A 24,547-nucleotide genomic window follows, 5' to 3' on the forward strand; every position below is an offset into this window, starting at 1 on the left:
GTAACATTAAAAAAACTAAATTCCCATCGAATATATCGTTTGAAAAATGTAAGATAAATTTACCATATACAAAAGAAAAGTGTCAATTGTATTTTTCTCTACTAAAAGAAGTAAATTAATAAGAAGAAATTTAGTCCCTTCTACTATATGTAAATATAATATATCTTGAGCTTCTCTAGATTCGTACGTTACAATGATTTTATACATACATAAAGGAAGTGAATCTATGTCCATTTTTAAACAGCTAGCAAAAAGCGTATATTCGCCTAAAGATATGGCGCTTTTCCGTTTTCAAAAAATCGGTAAAACCATTTTGTATATTATGCTTCTTTGCCTAATCACTACTATTCCAAGAACTTTCTTGTACGGTAGCGTCATCCAAGATGGTGTTAACATGGTAAATAAAGTAATCGAAAAAGATTTACCTGATTTTAAAATCGAAAACGGCGAGCTACAAGCTGATATTAATCAACCTATCGAAAAAGAAGACGGAAATGCCCTTTTCGTATTTGATCCAAATTCAACAGACTTAGAAAAATATCAAAATAAAACAGGTTTATTTGTTTTAAAAGATAAAGTAGTCTCCATGGGGAATGGTCAAACACAAACATACTCCTATAATGACTTACTAGGCGCATCTCTTGAGAAGAAAGATTTACAAGATTTCATTTCTTTATTTGACAGTATTTATCCGATCTTACTATTCGTTATTGGGTTCCTATTGTACTTGTTCCAATTATTTATTACCTTTGTAGGAGTTACCTTGCTTGCCTTCATCGGTTCTGCGATGAGCGGTCAACGCAAATTATCTTATAAACAAGTTTGGACATTAACTGCTTACAGCTACACAATTCCAACAATCTTCTTTATGATTATGGATTTATTCAAAATAAACGTACCTGGTGCAACATTCATTTACATTGCAGTTGTTTTAATCGTTCTATACTTAACAATTAAAGAAGTTCCAAAACCAAAAGATAAACAAGAACTATAAAAAAAATGCCTAAATAGGCATTTTTTTTTTGGACAAGCATATATTCCTAGCAAAGGAGTGAAGGATATGAAGAGATTAGGTGTACTCTTATTCGTGCTTGTCCTCGGTTATATATTTTATTACGACATTAAAATCGGTACTTTACCGATGTTAAGTTCATACAAAAAAACAACAGCTGCCGAAACGATAAAAAAAGAAAATACAGATACAAAGCAGAATAAAGAGAAAGAAACAGAAAAAGAAACGGATACAGCTTATAAAGCAATTGAAGTAAAAACTGGTGATACAGTCCTTTCTATTACAGAAGCGATCAATAAGAAAAAAATTCCTTCTATTGAAAAAGTAATTGATGATTTTAAACAATTAAATAAAAATGCATCTGCTACAAAAATCCAAGTTGGAAAGTCTTATAAATTCCCGTTATATCAATAAGCCATCACTTAATCCTTGTCAATTACATAAAGGCGCTGATACAATAGTAAAAGTGAAACCGAGTACTTTGGTTTCTATAGCCCTTTCTCACACATACTATCATTGATGTAAGGGACTAAAATAAGAAACTTCTTTTATAAGGAGAGCGATCTATTCGTGAATGAAATGACTCATCGTACAAAAACACGTCCAGTTAAAGTCGGTAATTTAACAATTGGCGGTAACAATGAATTAATTATACAAAGTATGACAACAACAAAAACACATGATGTTGAGGCTACAGTTGCTGAAATTAAACGTTTAGAAGAAGCAGGCTGTCAAGTCGTTCGTGTTGCTGTTCCAGACGAGCGCGCAGCAAATGCTATTGCTGATATTAAAAAACAAATCAACATTCCACTTGTTGCTGATATTCATTTTGATTATCGCCTTGCTTTAAAAGCAATCGAAGGCGGCATTGATAAAGTACGTATCAATCCAGGTAATATTGGACGTCGCCATAAAGTAGAAGCTGTTGTAAACGCAGCGAAAGAGCGCGGCATTCCAATCCGTATCGGCGTAAATGCAGGTTCATTAGAACGTCATATTTTAGAAAAATATGGATACCCAACTGCTGATGGTATGGTCGAGAGCGCACTGCACCATATTAAAATTTTAGAGGACTTAGATTTCCACGATATTATCGTATCAATGAAAGCCTCTGATGTTAACTTAGCAATTGAAGCATATGAAAAAGCCGCTCGTGCTTTTGATTATCCATTACATTTAGGTATTACAGAATCAGGAACTTTGTTTGCTGGAACTGTAAAAAGTGCTGCTGGTCTTGGAGCAATTTTAAATAAAGGTATCGGAAATACACTACGTATTTCTTTAAGTGCTGATCCAGTGGAAGAAGTAAAGGTTGCACGTGAACTATTAAAGTCATTCGGTCTTGCATCTAATGCAGCAACACTTATTTCTTGTCCAACTTGTGGTCGTATTGAAATTGATTTAATTAGCATCGCTAACGAGGTGGAAGAATACATCTCTACACTAAAAGTACCAATTAAAGTTGCAGTACTTGGTTGCGCTGTAAACGGTCCTGGTGAAGCTCGTGAAGCTGATATCGGTATTGCCGGTGCACGTGGAGAAGGTTTATTATTCCGTAAAGGGCAAGTTGTTCGTAAAGTACCAGAAGAAATAATGGTGGAAGAACTGAAAAAAGAAATCGATGTAATTGCCGCTGAAATGGCTGCTGAACGAGAAAAAGAAACACAAGAACAATAAAAAGAAGGTTGCCACAATATTTGTGGGCAACCTTCTTTTTTACGTAAAAAAGCTCGTCAGTTATGTAACCGACGAGTTCTTATTTTGCACATTTTGGACAACGGCCATATATTTCAAACTTATGACCGGTTACTTCATAACCGTTAAAATCTTTATTCATAAAATCCATTGGGCAAGAAGTGATTTCTTTCGTACCACCACAATCTAAACAAATAAAATGATGATGATGTGCCATAATAGAGCATGTAAAACGAAAATGTTTTTCACCATTTAATTCCGTTTGCTCTAAAACTCCAATTTCAGCGAATACCGTTAAGTTACGATAAATCGTATCGAAACTAAGTCCTGGATAATCATCCTTCATATGTTCTAAAACGTCTTTCGCAGTTAAATAACGATTATGTGCCGCGAATAACCTTAGCATCTCTTCCCTTTTCCCCGTATGTTTATATCCTTTTTCCTTCATTAGGCGTAAAGCTTCTGTTAGATTCATACCTATCCCTACTTTATGCAGTTTTTTTCTTCTTCCATAAAATCGCACCGATTAAAATAAGAACCGCTATCATAACAATTGTACCACCTGGTGCTAGATCAAGTTGATACGAAGCAAACATTCCACCAATTACTGCAATTTCACCAAATAAAATGGAAAAGAAAATTGTTTGTTTAAATCCTTTTGCAATACGAATACTTGCTGCAACTGGTAACGTCATTAAAGATGATACGAGAAGAACACCTACAACCCGCATTGATACCGCAATTACAAGAGCAACTAATATAATGAAAATAAAGTGAATCCACTTTGCACTCAAACCGGTTGATACAGCGTATTCCTCATCAAATGATAGTAAAAACAACTCTTTGTATAATAAAACAATCGTTATAATAACTACAATTGCTACTATCCCAATAATAATTAAATCCGCACTTGTTACAGCACTTACACTACCAAATAAATAACTAAATAAATCCGTATTGAATCCATTAGCAAGTGAAATGAAGATAACTCCAATCCCCATCCCTGCTGAAAGTATAATCGGAATTGCTAACTCTTGATAATGCTTATATACAGTACGTAATTTTTCAATTAGCAATGCTCCACCGATTGAAAAAAACATTCCCATATATAAAGGGTTTAAAAACCCACCAGTAAAGATTGTCTTTTCAAGTAATAAACTTGCTGCAATTCCCGACAACGTCACATGACTTAATGCATCCGCAATAAGCGACATACGACGAATTACAACGAACACGCCGATAAGTGGTGCGACAAGCCCTATTAAAACACCAGCGTATAAAGAATTACGTAAAAAATCATATTGTAAAAAATCCTGTATCATTATATCCTCCCGTGATGCCCATGTTCATGTTCTAAGCGATGAACATGATGTCCATATAAAATCGACATTTCGGCATCTTCTAACTCTCGGAATTTCTCTACATTCCCATGGAAATGTAGATGCTGATTTAAACATGCAACATGCGTCACTTTTTCTGTTACAGCACCCATATCGTGCGTAACAAGAATTAACGTGATCCCTAGCCTTTTGTTTAAATCCTCTAGTATCTCATAGAAGCTTTCCACATTTTTCACATCAATCCCAACAGTAGGTTCGTCCAAAATAAGTAATTCCGGATCACTTACAAGTGCACGAGCAATAAATACACGTTGTTGTTGTCCACCAGAAAGCTCTCCAATGTTGCGACCTTGGAACTCACTCATCCCTACATCAGCAATCGCTTTTTCTACTTTCGCCTTATCGTCTTTCGTAAAGAAGCGAAAAAGACCTTTTTTGGAAACAAGTCCCATTGAAACAACTTCAAAAACAGTCGCCGGGAAACCTGAGTTAAAGCTATTTGCCTTTTGAGATACATAACCAACTTTATTCCACTCTTTAAACTTTTTACTATCAATGCCAAACAATCTAATACTTCCTTGCTTCGGCTTTAAAACACCCAATAAACATTTAAGTAAAGTCGATTTCCCTGAACCATTTGGTCCAACTAAACCTAAAAAAGCTCCCTTCGGAACTTGCAAATTAATATCTTCTAACACATTTCGATCTTCATACCGAAACGTAAGTCCTTCTATTTCTAATATATTATTCATTACACATCACCTATTTTAATTCAGAATGATTCCGATTTATCTCTATTTGAATTATAGTACAGCTTATTATAGTTGTAAACCAATCTGCCCAAAATATATTCCTTATTTCCAGAAACCTTACTATTATAACAAAAAGCAGAGAAAATTTCTCTGCTTTCGAAAGATATTGTAATTAATTTTTTAGTGAATCGCTGATTTAAACTTACCGCCATTCGTCTCCTGCGTACTCATAATCGTAACAAAGGCATTTTCATCAATTTCATGCACAATCGACTTTAACTTCGTCACTTCAAGACGCGTTACAACTGCATAAATAACTTCTTTTTCTTTATCTGTATAGCCACCTTTAGCAACAAGTTTTGTTGTTCCACGGCCAAGGCGGTGTAAAATTGCATTTGATACTTCTTCATATTGATCTGACACTATTAAAACTGCTTTCGTTTCGTCTAATCCTTGAATTACTGTATCAATAGTTTTAAATGCGATATAGTACGTCATAACAGAATACATCGCCTGTTCAACGCCAAACACAAATGCTGCCCACGCAAAAATAAATAAGTTCACAAACATTACAAACTCGCCAACAGAGAAAGGTAATTTCTTCGTTAATAAAATACCCATAATTTCTGTTCCGTCCATTGATCCACCGTGACGAATAACGAGCCCTACACCAAGACCTAAAATAAGACCGCCAAACACTGTCGCTAAAATCGGCTCAGTTGTAAATGGCGGGACAGCGTGCAACGTCGATTCAATAAATGCTAAAGCAACGATTCCGAACGCAGAAGATAACATGAATGTTTTTCCAATTTGTTTATAACCCGAGTACATAAACGGAATGTTAAGGATAACAACTAAAGTAGAAAAACTTAACCACCAAATATTAGGAGTAAGATAATCTAATATAAGAGAAATACCAATAATTCCACCATCAATAATTTTATTTGGCATTAAAAATAGTTCAATCGCTACCGCCGCACACGCTGCTCCAAAGATAATCATAACTAAGCGATATATAAGATGAATAACACTTTCTTTTCGATGTTGCTTTTTTTCCATAAGTCCTCCTTATACTCTTTATCTATAGTTTTGTTCTTATATTATAGCATAAGCTTCTTTTTCTCATGGAAAAAACGAAACTCTATAAGAATATATACAAGCTATGTGCACATATATTTCGATAGTAGAACGTGTGAAGGAGGACAACACGATGAACCTCATCAAACAAATTGTTAATAAAAAATTAAACCATATTTCTACAAAAGAGCTATTAAAATATAGCAAAGAATATGAAGTTCCAATTACAACCGCACAAGCTGATCAAATTGTTTTACTTATGAAAGGAAAAAATATTAACATTTACGATAATAACGAGCGACTAGATCTCTTAAAACAAATCGCAAAGGTAACTTCTCCTGCCACCGCCCAACAAGTAAATACTTTATTTCAGCAACTATTAAAATAAGGAGGGGAAAATCCCCTCCTTATTGTGCTTTAATTTTTTCAAGAATCCCTTCATCAAAAGTACCATTCTTCAGCATTTCGATTTCTAATTTATATGGTGGCTTCTTGTCTTTTTTATCTTCACCTACATACGGCGTTTCAAGAATTTTTGGTACGTGCATTAACTGCGGATGATGCACAATATGATGCAACGCTTTATAACCGATATGACCAAAACCGATATTTTCATGACGGTCCTTTCCTGCGCCGCGTACATTTTTACTATCATTAATATGAAGTACTTGCAAACGATCAATACCAACAATCTTATCAAATTCGTTTAATACACCGTCAAAATCATTTACAATGTCATAACCTGCATCGTGCGTATGACACGTATCAAAACATACAGATAACTTTTCATTATATTTTACGCCATCAATAATTTTCGCAATTTCTTCGAAGCTACGACCGCATTCCGTTCCCTTTCCTGCCATCGTTTCTAGCGCAATGTTAACCGTTTGTTCTGGCGTTATTACTTCATTAAGCCCTTTAATAATTTGTTGAATACCAGCATCTGCTCCTGCACCAACGTGAGCTCCTGGGTGAAGAACAATTTGTCTCGCCACACCTAATGCTGCCGTTCTTTCAATTTCCATACGAAGGAAGTCAACACCTAATTGAAACGTCTCAGGTTTCGTCGTATTCCCAACATTAATAATATAGGGAGCATGGACGATAATTTCTTCAATACCGTTCAGTTCCATATGTTTTCTTCCTGCTTCTATATTCAATTCTTCAATTGGTTTTCTTCGTGTATTTTGCGGTGCACCTGTATAAATCATGAACGTTGTTGCACCGTACGAAACAGCCTCTTCACTTGCTGCTAATAACATCTTCTTACCACTCATTGAAACATGAGATCCAATCTTTAACATACAATCACCTCTTCAATATACAATAGATATAATGATAGCATAATTTGTAGAAAAATGTAGTGAATTGTTTGTTCTCAAAAAAGGCACTACGCAAATTTATATGACTATTTAAACAAGCTATACTCTATATTTAACTTAACTGGATTAGGCAAAACTTTAATCAATATTTTTCTATCCTTACTGATTATATGCTCTCACAAATAGCGGGATAAAAAAAGATAAGGGAAAATCCCTTATCTTTTTTTATTGCTATATTTTCTCTTCACTTTATCACGTTCTGTTGCAAGTTTTCGTTTATAGTTTGGTTTTACTTTCTTCGGCTTTTTAACAACTTTTGTTGCCATAACATCTAGTCCATCATTTGGTTTTTTACGGCTCTTACGACGACGACGGTCACCTAAATCCGCCCACTCATCTCCGCGTAAATCTACATGCTTAAACTCGATATGACGTTGTTTTTCCAAACTATCTAACGCTTCTTCATTTGCTGGATCATAAATTGTCACTGCAATACCTGAATGACCCGCACGTGCAGTTCTTCCAACACGGTGAACGAAGAAATCTAAATCTGATGGAAGTTCATAGTTAATAACATGACTAATTCCTTCAATATCAATACCGCGTGCTGCTAAATCTGTTGCAACAATATATTGGAACTCTAAATCACGAACTTGTTTCATCATTTTTTTACGATCACGTGGTGATAAATCACCGTGTATACGCCCTACTTTTAACCCACGTTCTGCTAATCCATCGGCTACTTCATCAGCCTTCTTCTTTGTGTTTGTAAACACAATTGCTAGGTACGGTTTAAATTGAAGTAGCATATTTTTCACTAATTCAATTTTATTACGGTGTCTTGAAGGCACAAGATAATGCTCAATATTTCCTGCTGCAACTTGTTTCGGATTAATATGAATATGCTCTGGATTCTCCATATATTTCTTCAAAAACGGTTTTAATTTTTGAGGAATTGTTGCAGAGAAAACTAGCATTTGTAAGTTTTTAGGCATACGTCCTGCAATTTTATCTACATCTTGAATGAATCCCATATCAAGCATTAAGTCTGCTTCATCGACAATAATAGTATTTGCTTTATAAACAAATAACGCTTTTTCTTCTACTAAGTCTTTAATACGTCCTGGTGTTCCAACTACAATATGAGGTTGTTTTTTCAACTTTTCAATTGATCGTTGTTTATCAGTTCCACCAATTAAACAACGTGCTGTAATCATTTGATCTTCTGCACAGAACTTTGTTAATTTCACGATTTCTTCGTAAATTTGTTGTGCTAACTCACGAGTAGGCGCTGTAATAACAAGTTGTACTTCTTCACGACTTGCATCAATTCTGTTTAATGTAGGAAGTAAGTATGCATGTGTTTTCCCAGAACCTGTTTGGGATTGTCCAATTACACTCACACCTTTTTTCACAACCGGGAAAATTTTCTGTTGAATTCCTGTCGGCTCTGAAAAGCGTAGTTCACGAACTGCATCTATTAAAAATGGTTTAAAATCATACTGTGTAAAAGTTTGTAGTGTCATAAGTTACACCTTCTTTCTAAAATTTCTACTGCGCGCACAAATCAGTCAAGTCTACATTATATCGAAATCTACAAGTAAAATCCATCTTTAGTTTAGGTTTTTACTTCAAAAACTAACCTTCTTCCCTTTCATTGCATATTGTATGTGTATATACCTAACTGAAGAAAGGAGGATTTCCCACATGTTTCCGAAATCCCCTATAAGACAAATGTATCCGAATCGAGGACAACAATCTTACACACCATATCCGATTCCACAACTACCACCGATGGCTCAAAAAAAGAAAGGTTTCCTTGCTAAACTCTTTAAAAAACACGATCCAACCGAACCTTTCATGCAAATGGTCCCTCCTTATCGACAAATGGAAGGGCCACCGATGATGTACCAACAACCGCCGCCCCAATATCAACAGCAACAACCATACCAACAACAATATACACAACAATATCAACCATACATGCAGCAATATCCAGAGCAGATGATACCACCTCAAATGTATGAATCAAATGATACACGTGGTACTGCGTCAGCTACAACTGCAGCGGCATCTAGCAGTGGCATCGGTAGTTTTTTTTCAAATTTAATTTCGAACCCAACTAATATGATAAATAATATCGAAAAAGTATCTCAAGTCGTGCAATCTGTCGGTCCTGTTGTCGAACAGTACGGTCCCATTATGCGTAGTCTACCAAGCATTGTTAAAATCCTCACCTCTGGAAAAAGTACGGAAGAAAATCAAACTGAAGATGCAACAGAACAGGTTGAGGTAGCAACTCCACCTCCTCCACCTCCAAAAAGGAAACGAAAACGAAAAAAAATAGTGCTTGAACCGGTAATAGAAAAAGAGGTTCCGAAAGAACCCGTTCAACAATCAGCAACAAAACCAAAACTATATGTGTAACAATCCTTTGTTTTCTATCCCCTCCTCCTTTATAATGTAAAAGACTATGCACAAAAGTATCTCTTGTTTAGAAGGAGAGGATTACTCATATGAAAATTGTTAAAATTTCCCCTCGTGGTTATTGCTACGGTGTTGTCGATGCAATGGTAATTGCACGTAACGCTGCATTAGATAAATCATTACCGAGACCTATTTATATTTTAGGTATGATTGTTCACAATAAACATGTTACAGACGCTTTTGAAGAAGATGGAATCATTACGTTAGACGGACCAAGTCGCTTAGATATTTTAGATCAAATTGATTCTGGTACTGTTATTTTTACTGCTCACGGTGTTTCTCCTGAAGTTAAACAACGTGCAAAAGAAAAAGGTTTAACGACAATCGATGCAACTTGTCCAGATGTTACAAAAACACATGACCTTATTGAAGCAAAAAAAGCTGAAGGATACCATGTCATTTATATCGGCAAAAAAAACCATCCAGAACCAGAAGGCGCGGTTGGTATTGCACCTGATATCGTTCATCTTATCGAAAGAGCTGATGATTTAGAAACATTAGAAATCCCAACGGATAAAATTTTAGTTACGAATCAAACAACAATGAGTCAATGGGACGTTCAACATTTAATGGAGGACATTCAGAAAAAATTCCCAACAGCAGAATTCCATAAGGAAATTTGTTTAGCAACTCAAGTTCGCCAAGAAGCGGTAGCTAAACAAGCGGATGTTGCAGATTTAACAATCGTTGTTGGTGATCCAAAAAGTAACAATTCGAATCGCTTAGCGCAAGTATCACAAGAAATTGCTGGTACGAAAGCTTATCGTGTTGCGGATGTAAGTGAAATTCAATTAGAGTGGCTACAAGGTGTAGAAAACGTAGCTGTTACAGCAGGTGCTTCTACTCCAACACCAATTACAAAAGAGGTTATCGCTTTCTTGGATCAATATGACCCAATGAATCCGGCTACGTGGGAAAGAATTCGAAAAGTACCACTTCAAAAAATCTTACCTCGTGTAAAAGTGAAAAAAGAACAATAATAAAAACCGTTGCCTATATGAGCAACGGTTTTTATTTTTCTTATACAAATGTAAACGGATCTGTATGTAACTGCGAAGCATGAATGTGTACATTGAATTTCTTTGCATCCACTTTTTCTTGTAATTGCTTTTGCACACCTTGCTTCATTACTTTTTCAACGTTATGTCCTGGATCAACTATATTTAAACCAAGCATCATCGCATCATGAGCAACATGGTAATACATGTCACCTGTTACATATACATCTGCCCCTTTAAATTTCGCTTGGTTTATATATTTATTACCGTCACCACCAAGTACAGCTACTTTACGCACTGTATCATCTAACTTCCCGACAACTCGCGCACCCTTTACATGTAATGATTGTTTCACGTGTAAAGCGAACTGCTCAAGCGTCATTTCTTCTTGTAAATACCCTATTTTACCAAGGCCTAATGTTTCACCTTTATTATCAAGAGGATATACATCATACGCCACTTCTTCGTATGGATGGGCTGCCAACATCGATTTAATAACTTTTCTTTGTAATGAAGCTGGAATAATCGTTTCGATACGCACCTCGTCCACACGTTCTAACTGTCCAGTTTCACCGATATAAGGGTTTGTACCTTCTTGAGGGATAAACGTACCCACCCCTTCACTACCGAACGTACAGTGGCTGTAACTACCGATATGACCTGCATCCGCATCTCCAAGAGCTTTGCGAACTTCTTCTGCATGAGTTACCGGAACAAATACAACAATTTTTTTCATTTCTTCTGCATATGTAGGAACTAATACTTCTGTATTTTGTAACCCTAACGCATCAGCAAGTAAATCATTTACCCCGCCCTTAGCAATATCTACATTTGTATGTGCTGCATAAATCGCAATATCATTTTTAATACACGCCTCAATAATTCTTCCGTACGCCTTATCTGTATGAATCGCTTTTAATGGACTAAAGATTAAAGGATGGTGCGCTATAATGATATTCGCCCCTAATTGGATCGCCTCGTCCACAACTTCCTCCGTTACATCTAACGCGATTAGTACGTGCTGCACAGGTTTATTAAGTGCCCCAATCTGCAGGCCGATCTTATCCCCTTCCATCGCTAAATGCTTCGGATACATACTTTCAAATAAAGAAATAATTTCATGACCATTCGGAATTTTACTCATGATAAAACCTCCCCTATCATTTTCATTTTCGCGTCTACTTCTGCACGCTTCGCCTGTGTTTCTTCAGATTCTGCCGCACGCTCTAACTGTTTTAAAATATTTTGGAAGTTTTTCAATTCTCCTTCCCACTTTTCAACAAAAGCTTCACTTTTTTCTTTTATTAAAAATGGACCCATAAACAATTCAGCTTGTTTATTATCCGAATAAGGTGCTGCAATATTTCCTCGTTCCCCAACTAAAATCTCGTAAATTTTCCCGTCTTCTTTTACGATTTTTTCATGGATAAGCTCCCAGCCATTTTCAATAAACCATTCACGAATGTGATGTGCTGCAATGTTCGGCTGTAAAATTAAACGTGTTACACCTTCTAATTTTTCTTTACCACTTTCTAAAATGTCACGAATTAATGCTCCACCCATACCAGCAACTGTAATCACATCTACTTCCCCTGGTGTAATTACTTCTAATCCATTCCCTTTACGAACGTCTACCTTATCTCGCAGGCCACTTTCAGCTACAGTTGCTTGCGCAGATCGAAATGGTCCATCTACAACTTCTCCTGCAACTGCTTTTGTAGCAATATTATTTATAATTGTATAACACGGTAAATACGCATGATCCGATCCAATATCAGCTACTGTGGATCCTACTGGAATCTCCCGCACAACTTCTTCTAATCGTTTTGAAAGCTTTACTTCATTCATGTATTTCCATTACTCCTTCTCTTGTCAGTCTGTCTCCATGATAATGAATTTATAGTGGTTGTTGCAAGTCCATAACAACACTTCCATTCTCTATTACTAATCGTATTTTAGAAAGTATAGAAAAACAAGCCTTTTGCACAAAAGCAAAAGGCTTGTTTTTCTATACTTTACCCCGCTATTTGCGGACAGTAAGACTCCCACCTCAAAACTCGGCTAGAACAAAGAAGCTAGGTGGGAGACCAACTGCCCGTAAACGCCCGATTGGTGAAGGCTAATAATCAATGGGGGATGAACCCCCACTGATTAAAGTTTCACTTTATTTTTTCTTCGATAACCAATCAGCTACTTTTGCCGCTTGATCAGCTGGAACTATATTTGGCGGCATATTCCCTTTTCCTTTTGAAAGAATTTCTTTAATTTCATCTTTTGAAAGTTTCCCACCAATTTTTTGTAAATTAGGTCCCACTGCTCCTTGTAACTGATCACCGTGACAGCTCGTACAGCTTTGCTTTACAATATCCTCTGGCTTTGATGCTGTTTGCGCTGGTTTCCCACCATTTTTTGCATCAGCTAACTCTTTAGATTTATTTAGCCCCTGAAATGAAAATACAAACATAACGATAATACCTAATGCTGCAATAAGAGCGAACGGAATCAACGGATTACGTTTCATATCTCTTCTCCCCCCTCTATACCCCTAAATAGTTAGATGATTCAGTCATTTTTATTGTACTTGAAAACGTTCTATCAGAAAAGAGTAAACTAATATTTGTTAAAAATATTCCATAAATTCAGTTTATTGATTTTCACTATTATATCGCATATTATTTCGATAATTACTAACGTTTCTCATCATATTTTTTACTTTTCTACATATTATTTTGTATATAATAAACAAAATAAATCGAAAAATCGAAAAATGAGCATTTGCAAATCAAAAGACAATTCTGTAAAATAAATTACAAGAAATTGTAATCGTTGCCGATAGCTAAATTTTAACAAAAATTAACAAAATAAAAAAGTTTACTTCACAAAAGTGAAGTAAACTTAAAGGTAGCCTATTCTAAGAAATCCTTAAGACGCTTACTACGGCTTGGATGTCTTAATTTGCGAAGTGCTTTCGCTTCAATTTGACGAATACGTTCTCTCGTTACGCCGAATACTTTCCCAACTTCTTCAAGCGTACGAGTTCGTCCATCATCTAAACCAAAACGAAGACGCAGAACATTTTCTTCACGATCTGTTAGTGTATCTAACACATCTTCTAATTGTTCTTTTAGCAACTCATACGCTGCATGGTCCGCAGGCGATGTTGCTTCTTGGTCTTCAATAAAGTCACCTAAATGGGAGTCATCTTCTTCACCAATTGGTGTTTCAAGAGAAACTGGCTCCTGTGCAATTTTTAAAATTTCGCGTACTTTTTCTGGAGCAAGATCCATTTCTTCACCAATCTCTTCAGGTGATGGTTCGCGTCCTAAATCTTGTAATAATTGACGTTGTACACGGATTAACTTATTAATTGTTTCAACCATATGAACTGGAATACGAATTGTTCGCGCTTGGTCTGCAATCGCACGTGTAATAGCTTGGCGAATCCACCAAGTTGCATACGTACTAAATTTAAAACCTTTACGGTAGTCGAACTTTTCAACTGCCTTAATTAGACCCATATTTCCTTCTTGGATTAAGTCTAAGAAAAGCATACCACGGCCCACGTAGCGCTTTGCAATACTTACTACAAGACGTAAGTTTGCTTCCGCAAGACGGCGTTTTGCTTCTTCATCGCCTTCTTCAATACGTGTCGCAAGTCGAATTTCTTCTTCAGCAGATAGTAAGTCTACACGACCAATTTCTTTTAAGTACATACGAACAGGGTCATTGATTTTCACACCTGGCGGCACACTTAAATCATTAAGGTCAAATTCTTCTTCCGTTTTTGTAATTTGGCGATTATTAGGACCTTCGTCGTTGTCATTGTCACCAACTAAGTCAATCCCTTGTTCACCTAAATATTCATAGTATTCATCCATTTGATCGGATTCAATTTCAAATCCATTCATGCGTTCTGCAATCTCTTCATATGTAAGAACGCCACGTTTTTTTCCGAGCTCAGTGAGTTGTTCTTTCACTTGCTCAAGGGTCATTTCAGTTTCAATTTGTTTAGAACGAGCTGGTTTGTCAGCCATCTGTTCCCCTCCTTACGCGAGATACAAACATTCATTATACTAAAATTTTATCAAAAAAGCTATTTCCTTGCTTTTTGATTTTGTAAATATGCCACATAATATTTAGCAGCCTCTACAGGATCTGTTTTTTCCATTTGTTTTACTTTAAAGATGATTTCCATCTTTTCAAGTTTTTCCTGATGACGTTTGAGCGTCTCCAAATGACCTTGCAACACTTCTTCTGTGTATTCTGGATTAATAAATTCATCCGTCGAAATATCAGTGATAATATTTTTCAACTTTTCATCAGAGAGCCAACTTAAAAATGTTCCGACTGAAGGTTCATTTCCCTTTTCATAATATGCGTATAGTTCATATAAAATCCCTTTATGTTCTTGTGTATGAAAATCTTCTATATGGGGTTCCATACGAACAGCCACTTCTGCACTTTGCAACATATGGTAAATAATTTCTCTTTCTGCCCTTTCAAAACCTGTTAACTTCGGTTTCGTTTGAACAATTTGAGATGGCTTAGAAACCTGCTTTATTTGTTTTTGCTGTACCTTTTGTTCTTTGCGATATTGGTGCAATTGATTCAAAAGTGTTTCCATTGAATACGAAAATTCTTGCGATAATGACTTTAAATATGATTCAGCCTGCATCGCATCCTGTAGCAATGATAACTCTTTTAAAACACTTTTTACATATTCTTCTTTGCCAGACTCATCTTGCAAATTTTTCCCTAAACGCAAATAATTTATTTTGAAACCAACAAAACTTATACTTGATTTCACAAGATTTTCAAAAGCAGTTGTCCCATATTGTTGCACATATTCATCAGGATCAAGCTTATCTGGCAAGGGTGTGACTTTCACTTGGCAACCAACTTGCAATAACAACTGCCCTGCTTTCATCGTCGCTTCTCGCCCTGCTTTATCACCATCATAGCAAAGAACAACAGTTTCAACGTTACGTCGCAGAAGTTTCGCTTGTTCTTCAGTTAAAGCTGTTCCCATTGTCGCAACAGCTTCTTCCACACCACTTTTTACCGCGGCTAGTACATCGGCATATCCTTCAAAAAGGACAACCTGCCCACGTTTTCTAATATACGGCCTTGCTTGGTGGAAGTTATACAACAACTTACTTTTATGAAAAATTGGTGTTTCGGGGCTATTTAAATATTTCGGAGTATCATCTCCTAGCGCCCTTCCACTAAACGCTATCACCTTACCTTGTAAAGTGTAAATTGGAAACATAACCCTTCCACGGAATCGGTCATAATGACTACCATCCTTCTCGCTTCTTATAAGAAGGCCGGCTTGTTCCATACTAGATAGCGAAAAACCTCTTTTTTGCAAAATTTTTGTCGCTGCATCCCAAGCTGGTGATGCATAACCAATTTCAAACTTCTCAATCATTTCTTTTGTAATACCACGTTTTAATAAATACGAAAGTGCTTCATTTCCTTCTTCTGTATTTACTAATAAATGGTGATAATACTTCTTCAAAAGTTCATGAGCCTGTTGCATGATGACAGTGTCATCAGATATGTTTTCTTGTTGTCCTTGCCCTGATGTATATTCTGCAACTGCAATTCCATTTCTTTCACCCAGCTTTTGAACAGCCTCCGTGAAAGCAAGTCCTTCCATTTTCATAAGAAAAGAAAAGACATTTCCACCTTCTCCACATCCGAAGCAATGAAAAATTTGCTTATCAGATGAAACAGAGAATGAAGGGGAATTCTCACCATGAAATGGACAAAGGCCGAAATAGTTACGCCCCTGCTTTCTAAGTTGAACATACTCACCTATCACTTCTACAATATCGGATGACGTCCGAATCTGTTCAACAACTTCTTCGGGAATTCTGTTCCCCATAACTCCATCTCCGTGTCGTAGTTTGTATTCGATATTAATTACAAGATTCCTTTATAATTCGACAATATTTTTTCTAAATTTATTAGAAAGTGCTGTCGATCACGTTGTGTAAACTATTTTGGGCCTTTTGTATAAGCCCCTTTCTTGCGTAACTTCACAAATACATACCTACTATATAAAATTGTATCCATTTGCTCATCTTTTACAAATGTACTTCGTGGAGACAATACATGTACTCCTTTTTCAAAAGAAGACTAGCAAGCCACATATCCTATGTGATCACGAAATCTGTAGCTTTTGCATGTTGATAAATATAAAAACCGACTTCATCTTACTTAAAATCTACATAGACCCAATTATCTTGCTGTTTCCTTAAACGATGAGCCTACGATACGACAAACAAAATTTCGACATAAATTTTTGTTCTAACGCCCACAATTTCATCCTTCACAGGATATGCATCTGCATCAACTAATGTCTCACTGATGTTTTGCATATTTCTGTATTCTACATCCCTTCTGTGAATCCTTCCATAATGTGCGTTTTCTTGTTTAGATTTTGTCGATTTAACGTAAATACATGTCTTTTTCGCAAATCCTATCCCTAGTTTATTCTGAAAAATTAAAGTCTAAACGTAAAATATAGGTTTTTATCACAATTTTTTATTATAATATATTTTCTTCAACTACGCTACATATCCCTTTAATTTTCATTTTACATTTAAAGATAACTAAATCGTTCCTTCAACATAATAAAAAAACAGAAGAATATAAGTATAACCATTACACTGTATTCTATTACTAAATCGACAGTTATTGTCCTACTTCTCACGAGCGAAAAAAGCACATTCACCTGTGGTAAATGTGCTAAAACATTTTTTGGTTTTGCACTGCATTCACAATAATATTAGCTGTTTCTTCAATCGCCTTATTTGATACATCAATCACTTGACAATTTATTTTACTCACTACATTCTCAAAATGAACGATTTCTTCTTTAATACGATTAATATTCGCATATGTTGCTCCATCACTTAATCCAAGTGATTTTAATCGTTCTTTTCGAATATGATTTAACTTATCCGGTGTAATTTTCAAACCGAAACATTTCTCTTTTGCCACTTTATATAATTCCTCAGGCGGATCCACTTCTGGTACAAGTGGTACATTGGCAACTTTCAAGCGTTTGTTATGCGCTAAATATTGTGAAAGTGGTGTTTTTGATGTACGTGAAATTCCAATCAACACGATATCGGCTTTTAAAATACCACGTGCATCTCTACCATCATCATACTTAACCGCAAATTCAATCGCTTCAATCTTTTTAAAGTACTCTTCATCTAATCTTCGAACGACACCTGGCTCATACCTTGGTACTTGCCCTGTAATTTCTTCAATTTGATCGATAAGAGGTCCGATAATATCGTATGCCTCTACCCCTTCTTTTGCCGCCTCTGTCAATAAATATTGACGCATATCAGGCTTTACTAACGTAAAACAAATAAGCGCCTTATTGCTCTTGGCAATTGAAATCACTTCTTTTAATGTCCCTGTATCTTCTACATAAGGTACACGTCTAATATCAGGAGCGAATGGGAACTGTCCCATTGCCGCTCTAACAACCAAATCAGCCGTTTCTCCTACAGAGTCAGATACGACATATACGATTTTATTATCCATTACATTACCTCACTTTAAACAAATTACACTTATTCGTTATTTACTAAATTTACAAACGCACGTGTAATATTTGTTTTTGTAATTCGCCCAATCACTTCTAGACCTTGTTTCGTGTCCTTTACAACTGGCATTGCATCAATCTGTCTTTCTATTAATTCCATCGCAATATCATATAAAGAATCCTCCCTGCGACACATCGCAATGTTTGGCATCCTTGTCATGATAATATTAACCGGAAGTGAGGTTAAATCCTGCTTCCCTAAGCTAGCTCTTAATAAATCTTTACGAGATACAACGCCAACCAATAAAATAGCTTGATCTACAACAAACAATGTACCAACATCCTCTAGAAACATAGTACAGATTGCATCGTATACTGATACATTTTTATCAATTACAGCAGGTCTAGATTGATAATCTTGCACTTTAATTTTTTTAACAGCTTCAGATAATAGCTGTCCCCCAGTTTTACCCGTATAAAAATAACCTACGCGTGGACGCGCTTCTAAATAACCAGCCATCGTTAAAATTGCTAAGTCTGGTCTTAGCGTTGCACGTGTTAAACCCAATTGCGCAGCAATTGACTCCCCTGTAATAGGACCGTGATCTTTTACAATCTGAATGATATGTTCTTGCCGTTTATTCAGCTCTATGATAATCACCACCTTTAATGCACAACGAAAAAAGTTATACTATCTCTTAAATATTATATACTAAATATGCTATTCGAAAAAGAAAGTATGTAAAAAGGACCGTATACGGCCCTAATTATATTTGAAATTTATCAAGTTGTTCTAAGAAACGCCTTGATTTCAAATAAATCCCACAATATTCATCATAATATGTATTCAATACTGTGCGCATTTGTTTTTTTGTACTGTCCTTCACCGATACATTACCGAGCCGGTGTAGATCGAAGTGAAAAAAGAGACGTAATAATTTATGAACAGCCTCTCCCACCGGAATACGATACTGATCTTGCTCTGCATGACGCGAGCACAGAAAACCGCCTTCCCGAACAGAGAAGGCGACAAAATCTGTTTCTTGATGACAAATAGCACATGTATCAAAGTACGGGCGCATCCCTAATACCGGAAGCATTTTCGTTTGATAAATTAATGATAATACTTCAGGGTCAACACCCTCACACATATAATGCAACGTTTGATATAACATTTCAAATAAATACGGATTATTCTTCTTATCTTCTGTTGCTTTATCAGTTAATTCAATAATAAATGATGCATAAGCAGTTAAAAATATATCCTCACGAATTTCTTTCATAGATGAAATAATCTCGCCTTGTTGCAAAGTTCCAAGTCCAGATCCTATTTGAATAAGAAAATGACCATGTGTCATAAGTTGCGAAACAGCTGCTAACCGACTCTTCGGTTTTTTCGCCCCTCTTGCCATTGCACTTACCTTACCAAATTCCCGTGAGAATATTGTAACAATCTTGTTCGTTTCTCCGTAATCTGTCGTACGGATAACAATGCCCTCAACTTTTTGAAACATGTTCGTCACCATCCAAGGTTTGAACAAAACGGGTCAAGAAATTGGAGAGTCTAAATGAGCTAACTCCTCTTCATGTTGATCCATCTCATCGTTTACGTCTTTTTCCATTTCTTTCAAAAGCAAATACGTTTCAATGCTTCCTGTTTTGGAGAAAAACTTCCAGGTAAAATCTAGCATAAGAATCCACCTTTCTCAATAAGCGTAGCCTATAAACCAATTTCCTTTGTTGTTATTAAATTGACCCATTTTGTTCATTTTCATGTGAGAAAAATTTTTCCTAATTTATCAAGGTTCATAAAAACCAATAATCAGTGGATGAATGAACCATCCACTGATTACAACTTTACTCCATATTAATACTCGTCTTCACGGAAACCAAGGTCACGAAGCTGCGACATCTTATTACGCCAATCCTTTTGCACTTTTACCCATACTTCTAAAAATACTTTAGAACCAAGTAGTGCTTCAATGTCAAAACGAGCTCGCTTACCGACTTCTTTTAACATCTTCCCTTGCTTACCTATAATAATTCCTTTTTGTGATGCACGTTCAACAACAATCGTTGCGTTTATATAAACCGCTCCACCCTCACGTTTTTGAATCGCATCAATAACAACCGCTACAGAGTGCGGCACTTCTTCACGTGTTAAATGTAATACTTTTTCACGAATAAGTTCTGAAATAATAAATCGCTCTGGATGATCCGTTACTTGATTATCTGGGTAGTATTGCGGTCCTTCTGGTAAATACTTTTTAATTGTTCCAATTAAAGCGTCCACATTATTACCGTCTAATGCAGAAATTGGTACAATCTCTGCAAACTCATATAGTTTACGGTATTGATCAATTAACTCTAATAATTGCTCTGGATGAAGTTGGTCAATTTTATTAATTACCAAAAATACTGGTTGTTTCGTTTCTTTTAATTTCTCAATAATGAATTCCTCACCACGACCAAATCCTTCAACTGCATTGACCATAAACAGAACAATATCAACTTCTTTTAATGTCGTTTGAGCCATCTTCACCATGAAATCGCCTAGTTTATGTTTAGGTTTATGTATTCCTGGTGTATCAATGAAAATTACTTGTGAATCATTTTCTGTATATACGCCTTGAATTTTATTACGAGTTGTTTGTGGCTTGTCACTCATAATGGCAATTTTTTGGCCGATAATACGATTTAAAAATGTAGATTTTCCAACATTCGGTCTGCCAATAATAGAGACAAAACCTGATTTATAACCTTTTCTATTCATGTAAATCCTCCGCTAAAAATGCTCCTGGTAACAATTCTCCAACTGTAGTCTCTTGAACGTCACCATGTAAATTTGATAGGTATACTTTCGTATCCTGTTTACATAATTCTATCATAACTTGTCGGCATGCTCCACAAGGAGGTACCGGACGCTTTGTATCCGCTACAACTGCAATAGCTACAAACCCTTTATCACCTTCAGAAATCGCCTTAAATAAAGCTGTTCTTTCTGCACAGTTACATAAACCATATGATGCATTTTCAACATTACATCCACGATATATTTTTCCATCCTGAGTTAGTAAAGCTGCACCTACTTGAAATTTAGAATATGGTACGTACGCTTGTTTACGCGCTTCGATTGCTTCTTGAATTAATTGTTTGCTATTCATATTCCCGCATCCTTTCCGTTCACAGCTGTGAATAGATACATTCTTCTATTAAAGGCCCTCACGGCGCTCCCAAAGCTTAATAAAAGCTTTGGAATGCAACTATACCATATACGGTAAGAAGATAATAGCACCAATTACAACAGCTATAATCGTAAATAATAAAACTGATCCCGCTGCAACATCCTTTGCGTTTTTCGCAAACGGATGAATATCGGTGGTTGCTAAATCTACTGTTTTTTCAATAGCCGTATTCACCATCTCCAAACTCATTACAATTCCAATCACAATAAGTAATACAATCCATTCTATTTTTGTAATATGGAAATAAAAGCCGCAGCATATGACAATGACTGCGGCTAAATAATGAATTTTCATATTTCGTTCATGACGAAGACAAAAGTATATACCAGCTATAGCATATCCAAAACTATTTATAAGTTTTCCTTTTTTCATCGCCCTAATCCAAATGCCTCTAAAATTTCTTTTTGTCTTCCAAACATTTCTTTTTCATCTTCTTCTGTCATGTGATCATAACCAAGCAAATGTAAAAAGCCATGTAACGCTAAAAACCCAAGTTCACGATCAAAAGAGTGTCCATATTCCTCAGCTTGCTCTTTCGCTCTTGGAATAGAAATAATAAGATCCCCTAACATACGTGGCATCTCCGCACCGATAATTTCCATTTCTCCTTCTCCCATTTCTTCCATAGCAAAAGAAATAACATCCGTAGGCTGATCCTTATCTCGGTAATCACGGTTTATTTCACGAATACGTTCATTATCTACAAATGTAACCGATAATTCTGCGCCTTCTTCTATGTCCTCCATTTGGGCTGCTTTCTCTACTAAACCTCGAATCAAACTTATATATTCGTCTTTCACTTCTTCTGTTTCATCAATAAAATCAATTAATAAACTCATTCTTTCTCCTTTTCTTCCGGCGGTTCCGGATATGTAATACGGGAATGGAAAATACCATTTAACGTTTCACATAACGTTTTTCCAACGATTTGTAGTTCCTTAAATGTCAAATCACATTCACTAAATTGACCATCTTGCAGGCGATCTTTAATAATACTTTGCACTAAATTATTAATCTGATCTGGTGTTGGATGGTTCATCGAACGTACCGCCGCTTCCACACTATCAGCAATACCAACGATCGCCGACTCTTTAGAAGTTGCTTTTGATCCTGGATAGCGGAACATTTCCTCCGTATATTTCTCTTTATCTTCTTTAATCGCATTATAATAAAAATATTTAAGTAGCGTTGTACCATGATGCTGTCCAGCAATATCGATAATTTCTTGAGGTATATGGTGTTCTTCTAACATTCTCACCCCATCGGTTACATGAGCAATTATAATATCTTTGCTCGTTACAGGGTCTAATCTATCATGCGGGTTTTCAATACCCATTTGGTTTTCAATAAAAAACTGTGGTTGTACAGTTTTCCCTACATCATGATAATACGCCCCTACACGCGCTAATACTCCATTTGCTCCAACTGCTTCACAAGCAGCTTCTGAGAGATTAGCTACCATTACACTATGGTGATAGGTACCTGGTGCTTCTAATAAAATTTTGCGTAAAAGCGGGTGATTCGGACTTGAAAGTTCCATCAATTTCATACTTGATACAATCCCAAGACCACTTTCTAAATACGGTAAAATCCCCATAGCTAGAACAGAAGAGATAATACCCGAAACAGCAGCCATTAATAATTGCACCCCAATTTCAAGAGGTGAAAAATTCCCGTTACGTAATAATAGCAAAGCCGCTAATACGACTACATTTAATACAGAAACGAGTATACCAGCTTGTAAAATCATCGTACGACGATTTTTTTCTCTCAAGAAAATACTAACTGATAATGAACTTAATAAAACATAAATCCCCACACTATAATTCAGTGTACTCGTTACACCTTCATTAAACATAATACTTCCGCATACAGAAAAGATCATACTCGTTAAAAATACAAATCGATCACCAATCATTAATTTTACAAGTATTGTTCCCATCGCAACTGGAACAACATACGCGATTCCTGCATATTCAAGCTTTTGAAACAAACTAATGATTTTCATTAAAACAATCGTGATAGACAAAATTGTAATATAAGCTAAGACATACGGCCTATCTTCTCTTTTCCGCTGTAAAAACACTTCAAACTGCTTATGCATAAAGTACAATAACACACAAATGAGTACCGCTAGACCAACATAAGGTTGGAAGGTATTGCCCTTCTCTAACAATCCTGCTAATTTCAACTGCTCATATGCTTCTCGTGAAATCGTATCGCCTTCTTTCACAAGAACTTGCCCTTGAAGGATAAAAACTGATGCAACTGAATCTTCCGCTATTTTTTTACTATCTTTCGTCGCAGCTGAATCATAAAAATAGTTCGCTGTAACCGCATACTTCCCTAGTGTATTCACCGCATCTTTTAAATCACTGCTTATACTTACGCTACTCATTTCAGTAACGAATTGTTCTCTTGCAGCTTCTTCTTGATCCATCTTGATGTGTTCCCTCATAATTTTATTAACTGCTGTTACAGCCGCATCCTTTGCCAATGACAATTGACTTGAATCAGCATTAATAAATTTCAACAAAATCGAATCTGTTAAGCTTTTCGCTAAATCTGTTGGTAATTTCTTCTTTAACTTGTCCAATTTGTCCACATCAGAAATTTTTCTATACTCGTCTGGGCCAGTCGATTTAGCCTCTGCCTCTACTTCACTTACCGCATCAAAGACGGAAGTTACAATATCCACTTTATTTTGCTTATATTCGCTTTTATATGTATATTTATCCTCAACCTTTTGAGCGGCTTCGTTTTTCTTTTTCGCCGTTGCGGCTTTATCTTCAATTTTAATAGGAGAGTGAATTGTTTTTTTAGCAATTTCGAGCTCTTTAACATCTAATTGCTCTGGCTTTACATTATTCATAAGTGCAAAAAACAGTACTGCTCCTAATAATACGTAAGAAACCCAACTTAGTTTTTTCGAATGTTGTATATTACGAAACCACTTAAAAATTTCTTGAGATCTTGACATGATTTCAATACCTTCTCCTCTCCAGAAATAAAGTGAAACTATTTATAGCTTTCATTTCTTCTAGGCAAC

Annotated in this window: 27 protein-coding genes; 6 read left to right on the forward strand and 21 right to left on the reverse strand. The window is 36.0% G+C overall.

All coding sequences use genetic code 11. The annotated features are described in order from the left end of the window. Positions 1–226 precede the first annotated feature (226 nt). From BAU23_RS16370 to ispG, 3 genes are all read left to right on the forward strand, one after another. A complete protein-coding gene (locus BAU23_RS16370) occupies positions 227–994 on the forward strand; it encodes a DUF1189 domain-containing protein (RefSeq protein ID WP_000021681.1) in 768 nt (255 codons plus the stop codon). Between the two features lie 66 nt (positions 995–1,060). Continuing rightward, positions 1,061–1,426 carry a hypothetical protein gene (locus tag BAU23_RS16375; protein WP_000825424.1) on the forward strand — a complete coding sequence of 122 codons (366 nt, stop codon included), beginning with the start codon at positions 1,061–1,063 and terminating at the stop codon, positions 1,424–1,426. 165 nt (positions 1,427–1,591) lie between these two features. After that, positions 1,592–2,689, forward strand: a complete 1,098-nt coding sequence (gene ispG, locus BAU23_RS16380; RefSeq protein WP_131802508.1) for a flavodoxin-dependent (E)-4-hydroxy-3-methylbut-2-enyl-diphosphate synthase — start codon at positions 1,592–1,594, stop codon at positions 2,687–2,689. 79 nt (positions 2,690–2,768) lie between these two features. On the opposite strand, the gene BAU23_RS16385 is transcribed toward ispG, so the two are convergent. The 4 genes from BAU23_RS16385 to BAU23_RS16400 form a co-directional block, all read right to left on the reverse strand. Beyond that, positions 2,769–3,182, reverse strand: a complete 414-nt coding sequence (locus BAU23_RS16385) for a Fur family transcriptional regulator (RefSeq protein ID WP_001054514.1) — start codon at positions 3,180–3,182, stop codon at positions 2,769–2,771. 13 nt (positions 3,183–3,195) lie between these two features. Further along, a complete protein-coding gene (locus BAU23_RS16390) occupies positions 3,196–4,029 on the reverse strand; it encodes a metal ABC transporter permease (RefSeq protein WP_000613830.1) in 834 nt (277 codons plus the stop codon). Further along, a complete protein-coding gene (locus BAU23_RS16395; protein WP_001059657.1) occupies positions 4,029–4,799 on the reverse strand; it encodes a metal ABC transporter ATP-binding protein in 771 nt (256 codons plus the stop codon). Before BAU23_RS16395 ends, BAU23_RS16390 begins: the two co-directional genes overlap by 1 nt. Positions 4,800–4,979: 180 nt before the next feature. Next, positions 4,980–5,858, reverse strand: coding sequence for a YitT family protein (locus tag BAU23_RS16400; protein WP_000412583.1), 879 nt, complete (start codon positions 5,856–5,858; stop codon positions 4,980–4,982). 151 nt (positions 5,859–6,009) lie between these two features. Here BAU23_RS16400 and BAU23_RS16405 point away from each other — a divergent pair, with 151 nt between their 5' ends. Next, on the forward strand, positions 6,010–6,264 hold the full coding sequence (locus BAU23_RS16405) for a DUF2624 domain-containing protein (protein ID WP_001048956.1): 255 nt from the start codon (positions 6,010–6,012) through the stop codon (positions 6,262–6,264). A 19-nt stretch (positions 6,265–6,283) separates the two neighbouring features. On the opposite strand, the gene BAU23_RS16410 is transcribed toward BAU23_RS16405, so the two are convergent. Both BAU23_RS16410 and BAU23_RS16415 read right to left on the reverse strand, forming a co-directional pair. Beyond that, positions 6,284–7,180, reverse strand: a complete 897-nt coding sequence (locus BAU23_RS16410; protein ID WP_000912449.1) for a deoxyribonuclease IV — start codon at positions 7,178–7,180, stop codon at positions 6,284–6,286. A gap of 233 nt (positions 7,181–7,413) precedes the next feature. After that, positions 7,414–8,724: a DEAD/DEAH box helicase gene (locus tag BAU23_RS16415; RefSeq protein ID WP_000175089.1), complete on the reverse strand. Its 1,311-nt coding sequence runs from the start codon at positions 8,722–8,724 to the stop codon at positions 7,414–7,416. Positions 8,725–8,905: 181 nt separating this feature from the next. Here BAU23_RS16415 and vrrA point away from each other — a divergent pair, with 181 nt between their 5' ends. Both vrrA and BAU23_RS16425 read left to right on the forward strand, forming a co-directional pair. Beyond that, positions 8,906–9,625, forward strand: a complete 720-nt coding sequence (gene vrrA / locus BAU23_RS16420; protein ID WP_016130258.1) for a VrrA/YqfQ family protein — start codon at positions 8,906–8,908, stop codon at positions 9,623–9,625. Between the two features lie 89 nt (positions 9,626–9,714). After that, a complete protein-coding gene (locus BAU23_RS16425; protein ID WP_000706652.1) occupies positions 9,715–10,665 on the forward strand; it encodes a 4-hydroxy-3-methylbut-2-enyl diphosphate reductase in 951 nt (316 codons plus the stop codon). A 40-nt stretch (positions 10,666–10,705) separates the two neighbouring features. Here BAU23_RS16425 and BAU23_RS16430 read toward each other — a convergent pair whose 3' ends face one another. The 15 genes from BAU23_RS16430 to BAU23_RS16500 form a co-directional block, all read right to left on the reverse strand. After that, positions 10,706–11,827 (reverse strand): Nif3-like dinuclear metal center hexameric protein, encoded by a 1,122-nt coding sequence (locus BAU23_RS16430; RefSeq protein ID WP_016130259.1) that lies wholly within the window; start codon positions 11,825–11,827, stop codon positions 10,706–10,708. After that, positions 11,824–12,531 carry a tRNA (adenine(22)-N(1))-methyltransferase gene (locus BAU23_RS16435; RefSeq protein ID WP_001006562.1) on the reverse strand — a complete coding sequence of 236 codons (708 nt, stop codon included), beginning with the start codon at positions 12,529–12,531 and terminating at the stop codon, positions 11,824–11,826. The genes BAU23_RS16430 and BAU23_RS16435 overlap by 4 nt, the downstream gene beginning before the upstream one ends. A 316-nt stretch (positions 12,532–12,847) precedes the next feature. Then, entirely contained in the window at positions 12,848–13,204 is a 357-nt protein-coding gene (gene cccA, locus BAU23_RS16440; RefSeq protein ID WP_000828145.1) for a cytochrome c550, read from the reverse strand. Between the two features lie 385 nt (positions 13,205–13,589). After that, positions 13,590–14,717: an RNA polymerase sigma factor RpoD gene (gene rpoD, locus BAU23_RS16445; RefSeq protein WP_000764062.1), complete on the reverse strand. Its 1,128-nt coding sequence runs from the start codon at positions 14,715–14,717 to the stop codon at positions 13,590–13,592. Between the two features lie 59 nt (positions 14,718–14,776). After that, positions 14,777–16,573, reverse strand: coding sequence for a DNA primase (dnaG, locus tag BAU23_RS16450; protein WP_071734831.1), 1,797 nt, complete (start codon positions 16,571–16,573; stop codon positions 14,777–14,779). A 113-nt stretch (positions 16,574–16,686) separates the two neighbouring features. Then, positions 16,687–16,800, reverse strand: coding sequence for a hypothetical protein (locus BAU23_RS30620; protein ID WP_000075007.1), 114 nt, complete (start codon positions 16,798–16,800; stop codon positions 16,687–16,689). 639 nt (positions 16,801–17,439) lie between these two features. Continuing rightward, positions 17,440–18,252: a pyruvate, water dikinase regulatory protein gene (locus tag BAU23_RS16460; RefSeq protein ID WP_000368933.1), complete on the reverse strand. Its 813-nt coding sequence runs from the start codon at positions 18,250–18,252 to the stop codon at positions 17,440–17,442. Positions 18,253–18,281: 29 nt separating this feature from the next. Beyond that, positions 18,282–18,914: a transcriptional regulator CcpN gene (gene ccpN, locus BAU23_RS16465; protein ID WP_002077328.1), complete on the reverse strand. Its 633-nt coding sequence runs from the start codon at positions 18,912–18,914 to the stop codon at positions 18,282–18,284. 106 nt (positions 18,915–19,020) lie between these two features. After that, positions 19,021–19,767, reverse strand: a complete 747-nt coding sequence (gene recO, locus BAU23_RS16470; protein WP_000487006.1) for a DNA repair protein RecO — start codon at positions 19,765–19,767, stop codon at positions 19,021–19,023. Between the two features lie 33 nt (positions 19,768–19,800). Continuing rightward, a complete protein-coding gene (locus tag BAU23_RS16475) occupies positions 19,801–19,944 on the reverse strand; it encodes a YqzL family protein (protein ID WP_000883924.1) in 144 nt (47 codons plus the stop codon). Between the two features lie 176 nt (positions 19,945–20,120). Beyond that, the gene (era, locus tag BAU23_RS16480) at positions 20,121–21,026 is read right to left on the reverse strand and encodes a GTPase Era (RefSeq protein WP_001080239.1); all 906 of its coding nucleotides are present in this window, start codon (positions 21,024–21,026) and stop codon (positions 20,121–20,123) included. After that, positions 21,019–21,417 carry a cytidine deaminase gene (locus tag BAU23_RS16485; protein WP_001086292.1) on the reverse strand — a complete coding sequence of 133 codons (399 nt, stop codon included), beginning with the start codon at positions 21,415–21,417 and terminating at the stop codon, positions 21,019–21,021. The genes era and BAU23_RS16485 overlap by 8 nt, the downstream gene beginning before the upstream one ends. Positions 21,418–21,516: 99 nt before the next feature. Further along, positions 21,517–21,870: a diacylglycerol kinase family protein gene (locus BAU23_RS16490; protein WP_000715486.1), complete on the reverse strand. Its 354-nt coding sequence runs from the start codon at positions 21,868–21,870 to the stop codon at positions 21,517–21,519. Further along, the gene (ybeY, locus tag BAU23_RS16495) at positions 21,867–22,337 is read right to left on the reverse strand and encodes an rRNA maturation RNase YbeY (RefSeq protein WP_016130260.1); all 471 of its coding nucleotides are present in this window, start codon (positions 22,335–22,337) and stop codon (positions 21,867–21,869) included. The genes BAU23_RS16490 and ybeY overlap by 4 nt, the downstream gene beginning before the upstream one ends. Beyond that, positions 22,334–24,478 (reverse strand): HD family phosphohydrolase, encoded by a 2,145-nt coding sequence (locus BAU23_RS16500; RefSeq protein WP_000091502.1) that lies wholly within the window; start codon positions 24,476–24,478, stop codon positions 22,334–22,336. Before BAU23_RS16500 ends, ybeY begins: the two co-directional genes overlap by 4 nt. Positions 24,479–24,547: the final 69 nt, after the last annotated feature.

The organism is Bacillus nitratireducens (assembly GCF_001884135.1).
GTDB classification, from domain to species: Bacteria; Bacillota; Bacilli; order Bacillales; family Bacillaceae_G; genus Bacillus_A; species Bacillus_A nitratireducens.

Coding starts and splice junctions, on each gene's coding strand:
- BAU23_RS16370 (WP_000021681.1), top strand. CDS start 227: ATGTCCATTTTTAAACAGCTAGCAAAAAGCGTATATTCGCCTAAAGAT.
- BAU23_RS16375 (WP_000825424.1), top strand. CDS start 1,061: ATGAAGAGATTAGGTGTACTCTTATTCGTGCTTGTCCTCGGTTATATA.
- ispG (WP_131802508.1), top strand. CDS start 1,592: ATGACTCATCGTACAAAAACACGTCCAGTTAAAGTCGGTAATTTAACA.
- BAU23_RS16385 (WP_001054514.1), bottom strand. CDS start 3,182: ATGAATCTAACAGAAGCTTTACGCCTAATGAAGGAAAAAGGATATAAA.
- BAU23_RS16390 (WP_000613830.1), bottom strand. CDS start 4,029: ATGATACAGGATTTTTTACAATATGATTTTTTACGTAATTCTTTATAC.
- BAU23_RS16395 (WP_001059657.1), bottom strand. CDS start 4,799: ATGAATAATATATTAGAAATAGAAGGACTTACGTTTCGGTATGAAGAT.
- BAU23_RS16400 (WP_000412583.1), bottom strand. CDS start 5,858: ATGGAAAAAAAGCAACATCGAAAAGAAAGTGTTATTCATCTTATATAT.
- BAU23_RS16405 (WP_001048956.1), top strand. CDS start 6,010: ATGAACCTCATCAAACAAATTGTTAATAAAAAATTAAACCATATTTCT.
- BAU23_RS16410 (WP_000912449.1), bottom strand. CDS start 7,180: ATGTTAAAGATTGGATCTCATGTTTCAATGAGTGGTAAGAAGATGTTA.
- BAU23_RS16415 (WP_000175089.1), bottom strand. CDS start 8,724: ATGACACTACAAACTTTTACACAGTATGATTTTAAACCATTTTTAATA.
- vrrA (WP_016130258.1), top strand. CDS start 8,906: ATGTTTCCGAAATCCCCTATAAGACAAATGTATCCGAATCGAGGACAA.
- BAU23_RS16425 (WP_000706652.1), top strand. CDS start 9,715: ATGAAAATTGTTAAAATTTCCCCTCGTGGTTATTGCTACGGTGTTGTC.
- BAU23_RS16430 (WP_016130259.1), bottom strand. CDS start 11,827: ATGAGTAAAATTCCGAATGGTCATGAAATTATTTCTTTATTTGAAAGT.
- BAU23_RS16435 (WP_001006562.1), bottom strand. CDS start 12,531: ATGAATGAAGTAAAGCTTTCAAAACGATTAGAAGAAGTTGTGCGGGAG.
- cccA (WP_000828145.1), bottom strand. CDS start 13,204: ATGAAACGTAATCCGTTGATTCCGTTCGCTCTTATTGCAGCATTAGGT.
- rpoD (WP_000764062.1), bottom strand. CDS start 14,717: ATGGCTGACAAACCAGCTCGTTCTAAACAAATTGAAACTGAAATGACC.
- dnaG (WP_071734831.1), bottom strand. CDS start 16,573: ATGGGGAACAGAATTCCCGAAGAAGTTGTTGAACAGATTCGGACGTCA.
- BAU23_RS16460 (WP_000368933.1), bottom strand. CDS start 18,252: ATGGATAATAAAATCGTATATGTCGTATCTGACTCTGTAGGAGAAACG.
- recO (WP_000487006.1), bottom strand. CDS start 19,767: ATGTTTCAAAAAGTTGAGGGCATTGTTATCCGTACGACAGATTACGGA.
- BAU23_RS16475 (WP_000883924.1), bottom strand. CDS start 19,944: ATGCTAGATTTTACCTGGAAGTTTTTCTCCAAAACAGGAAGCATTGAA.
- era (WP_001080239.1), bottom strand. CDS start 21,026: ATGAATAGAAAAGGTTATAAATCAGGTTTTGTCTCTATTATTGGCAGA.
- BAU23_RS16485 (WP_001086292.1), bottom strand. CDS start 21,417: ATGAATAGCAAACAATTAATTCAAGAAGCAATCGAAGCGCGTAAACAA.
- BAU23_RS16490 (WP_000715486.1), bottom strand. CDS start 21,870: ATGAAAAAAGGAAAACTTATAAATAGTTTTGGATATGCTATAGCTGGT.
- ybeY (WP_016130260.1), bottom strand. CDS start 22,337: ATGAGTTTATTAATTGATTTTATTGATGAAACAGAAGAAGTGAAAGAC.
- BAU23_RS16500 (WP_000091502.1), bottom strand. CDS start 24,478: ATGTCAAGATCTCAAGAAATTTTTAAGTGGTTTCGTAATATACAACAT.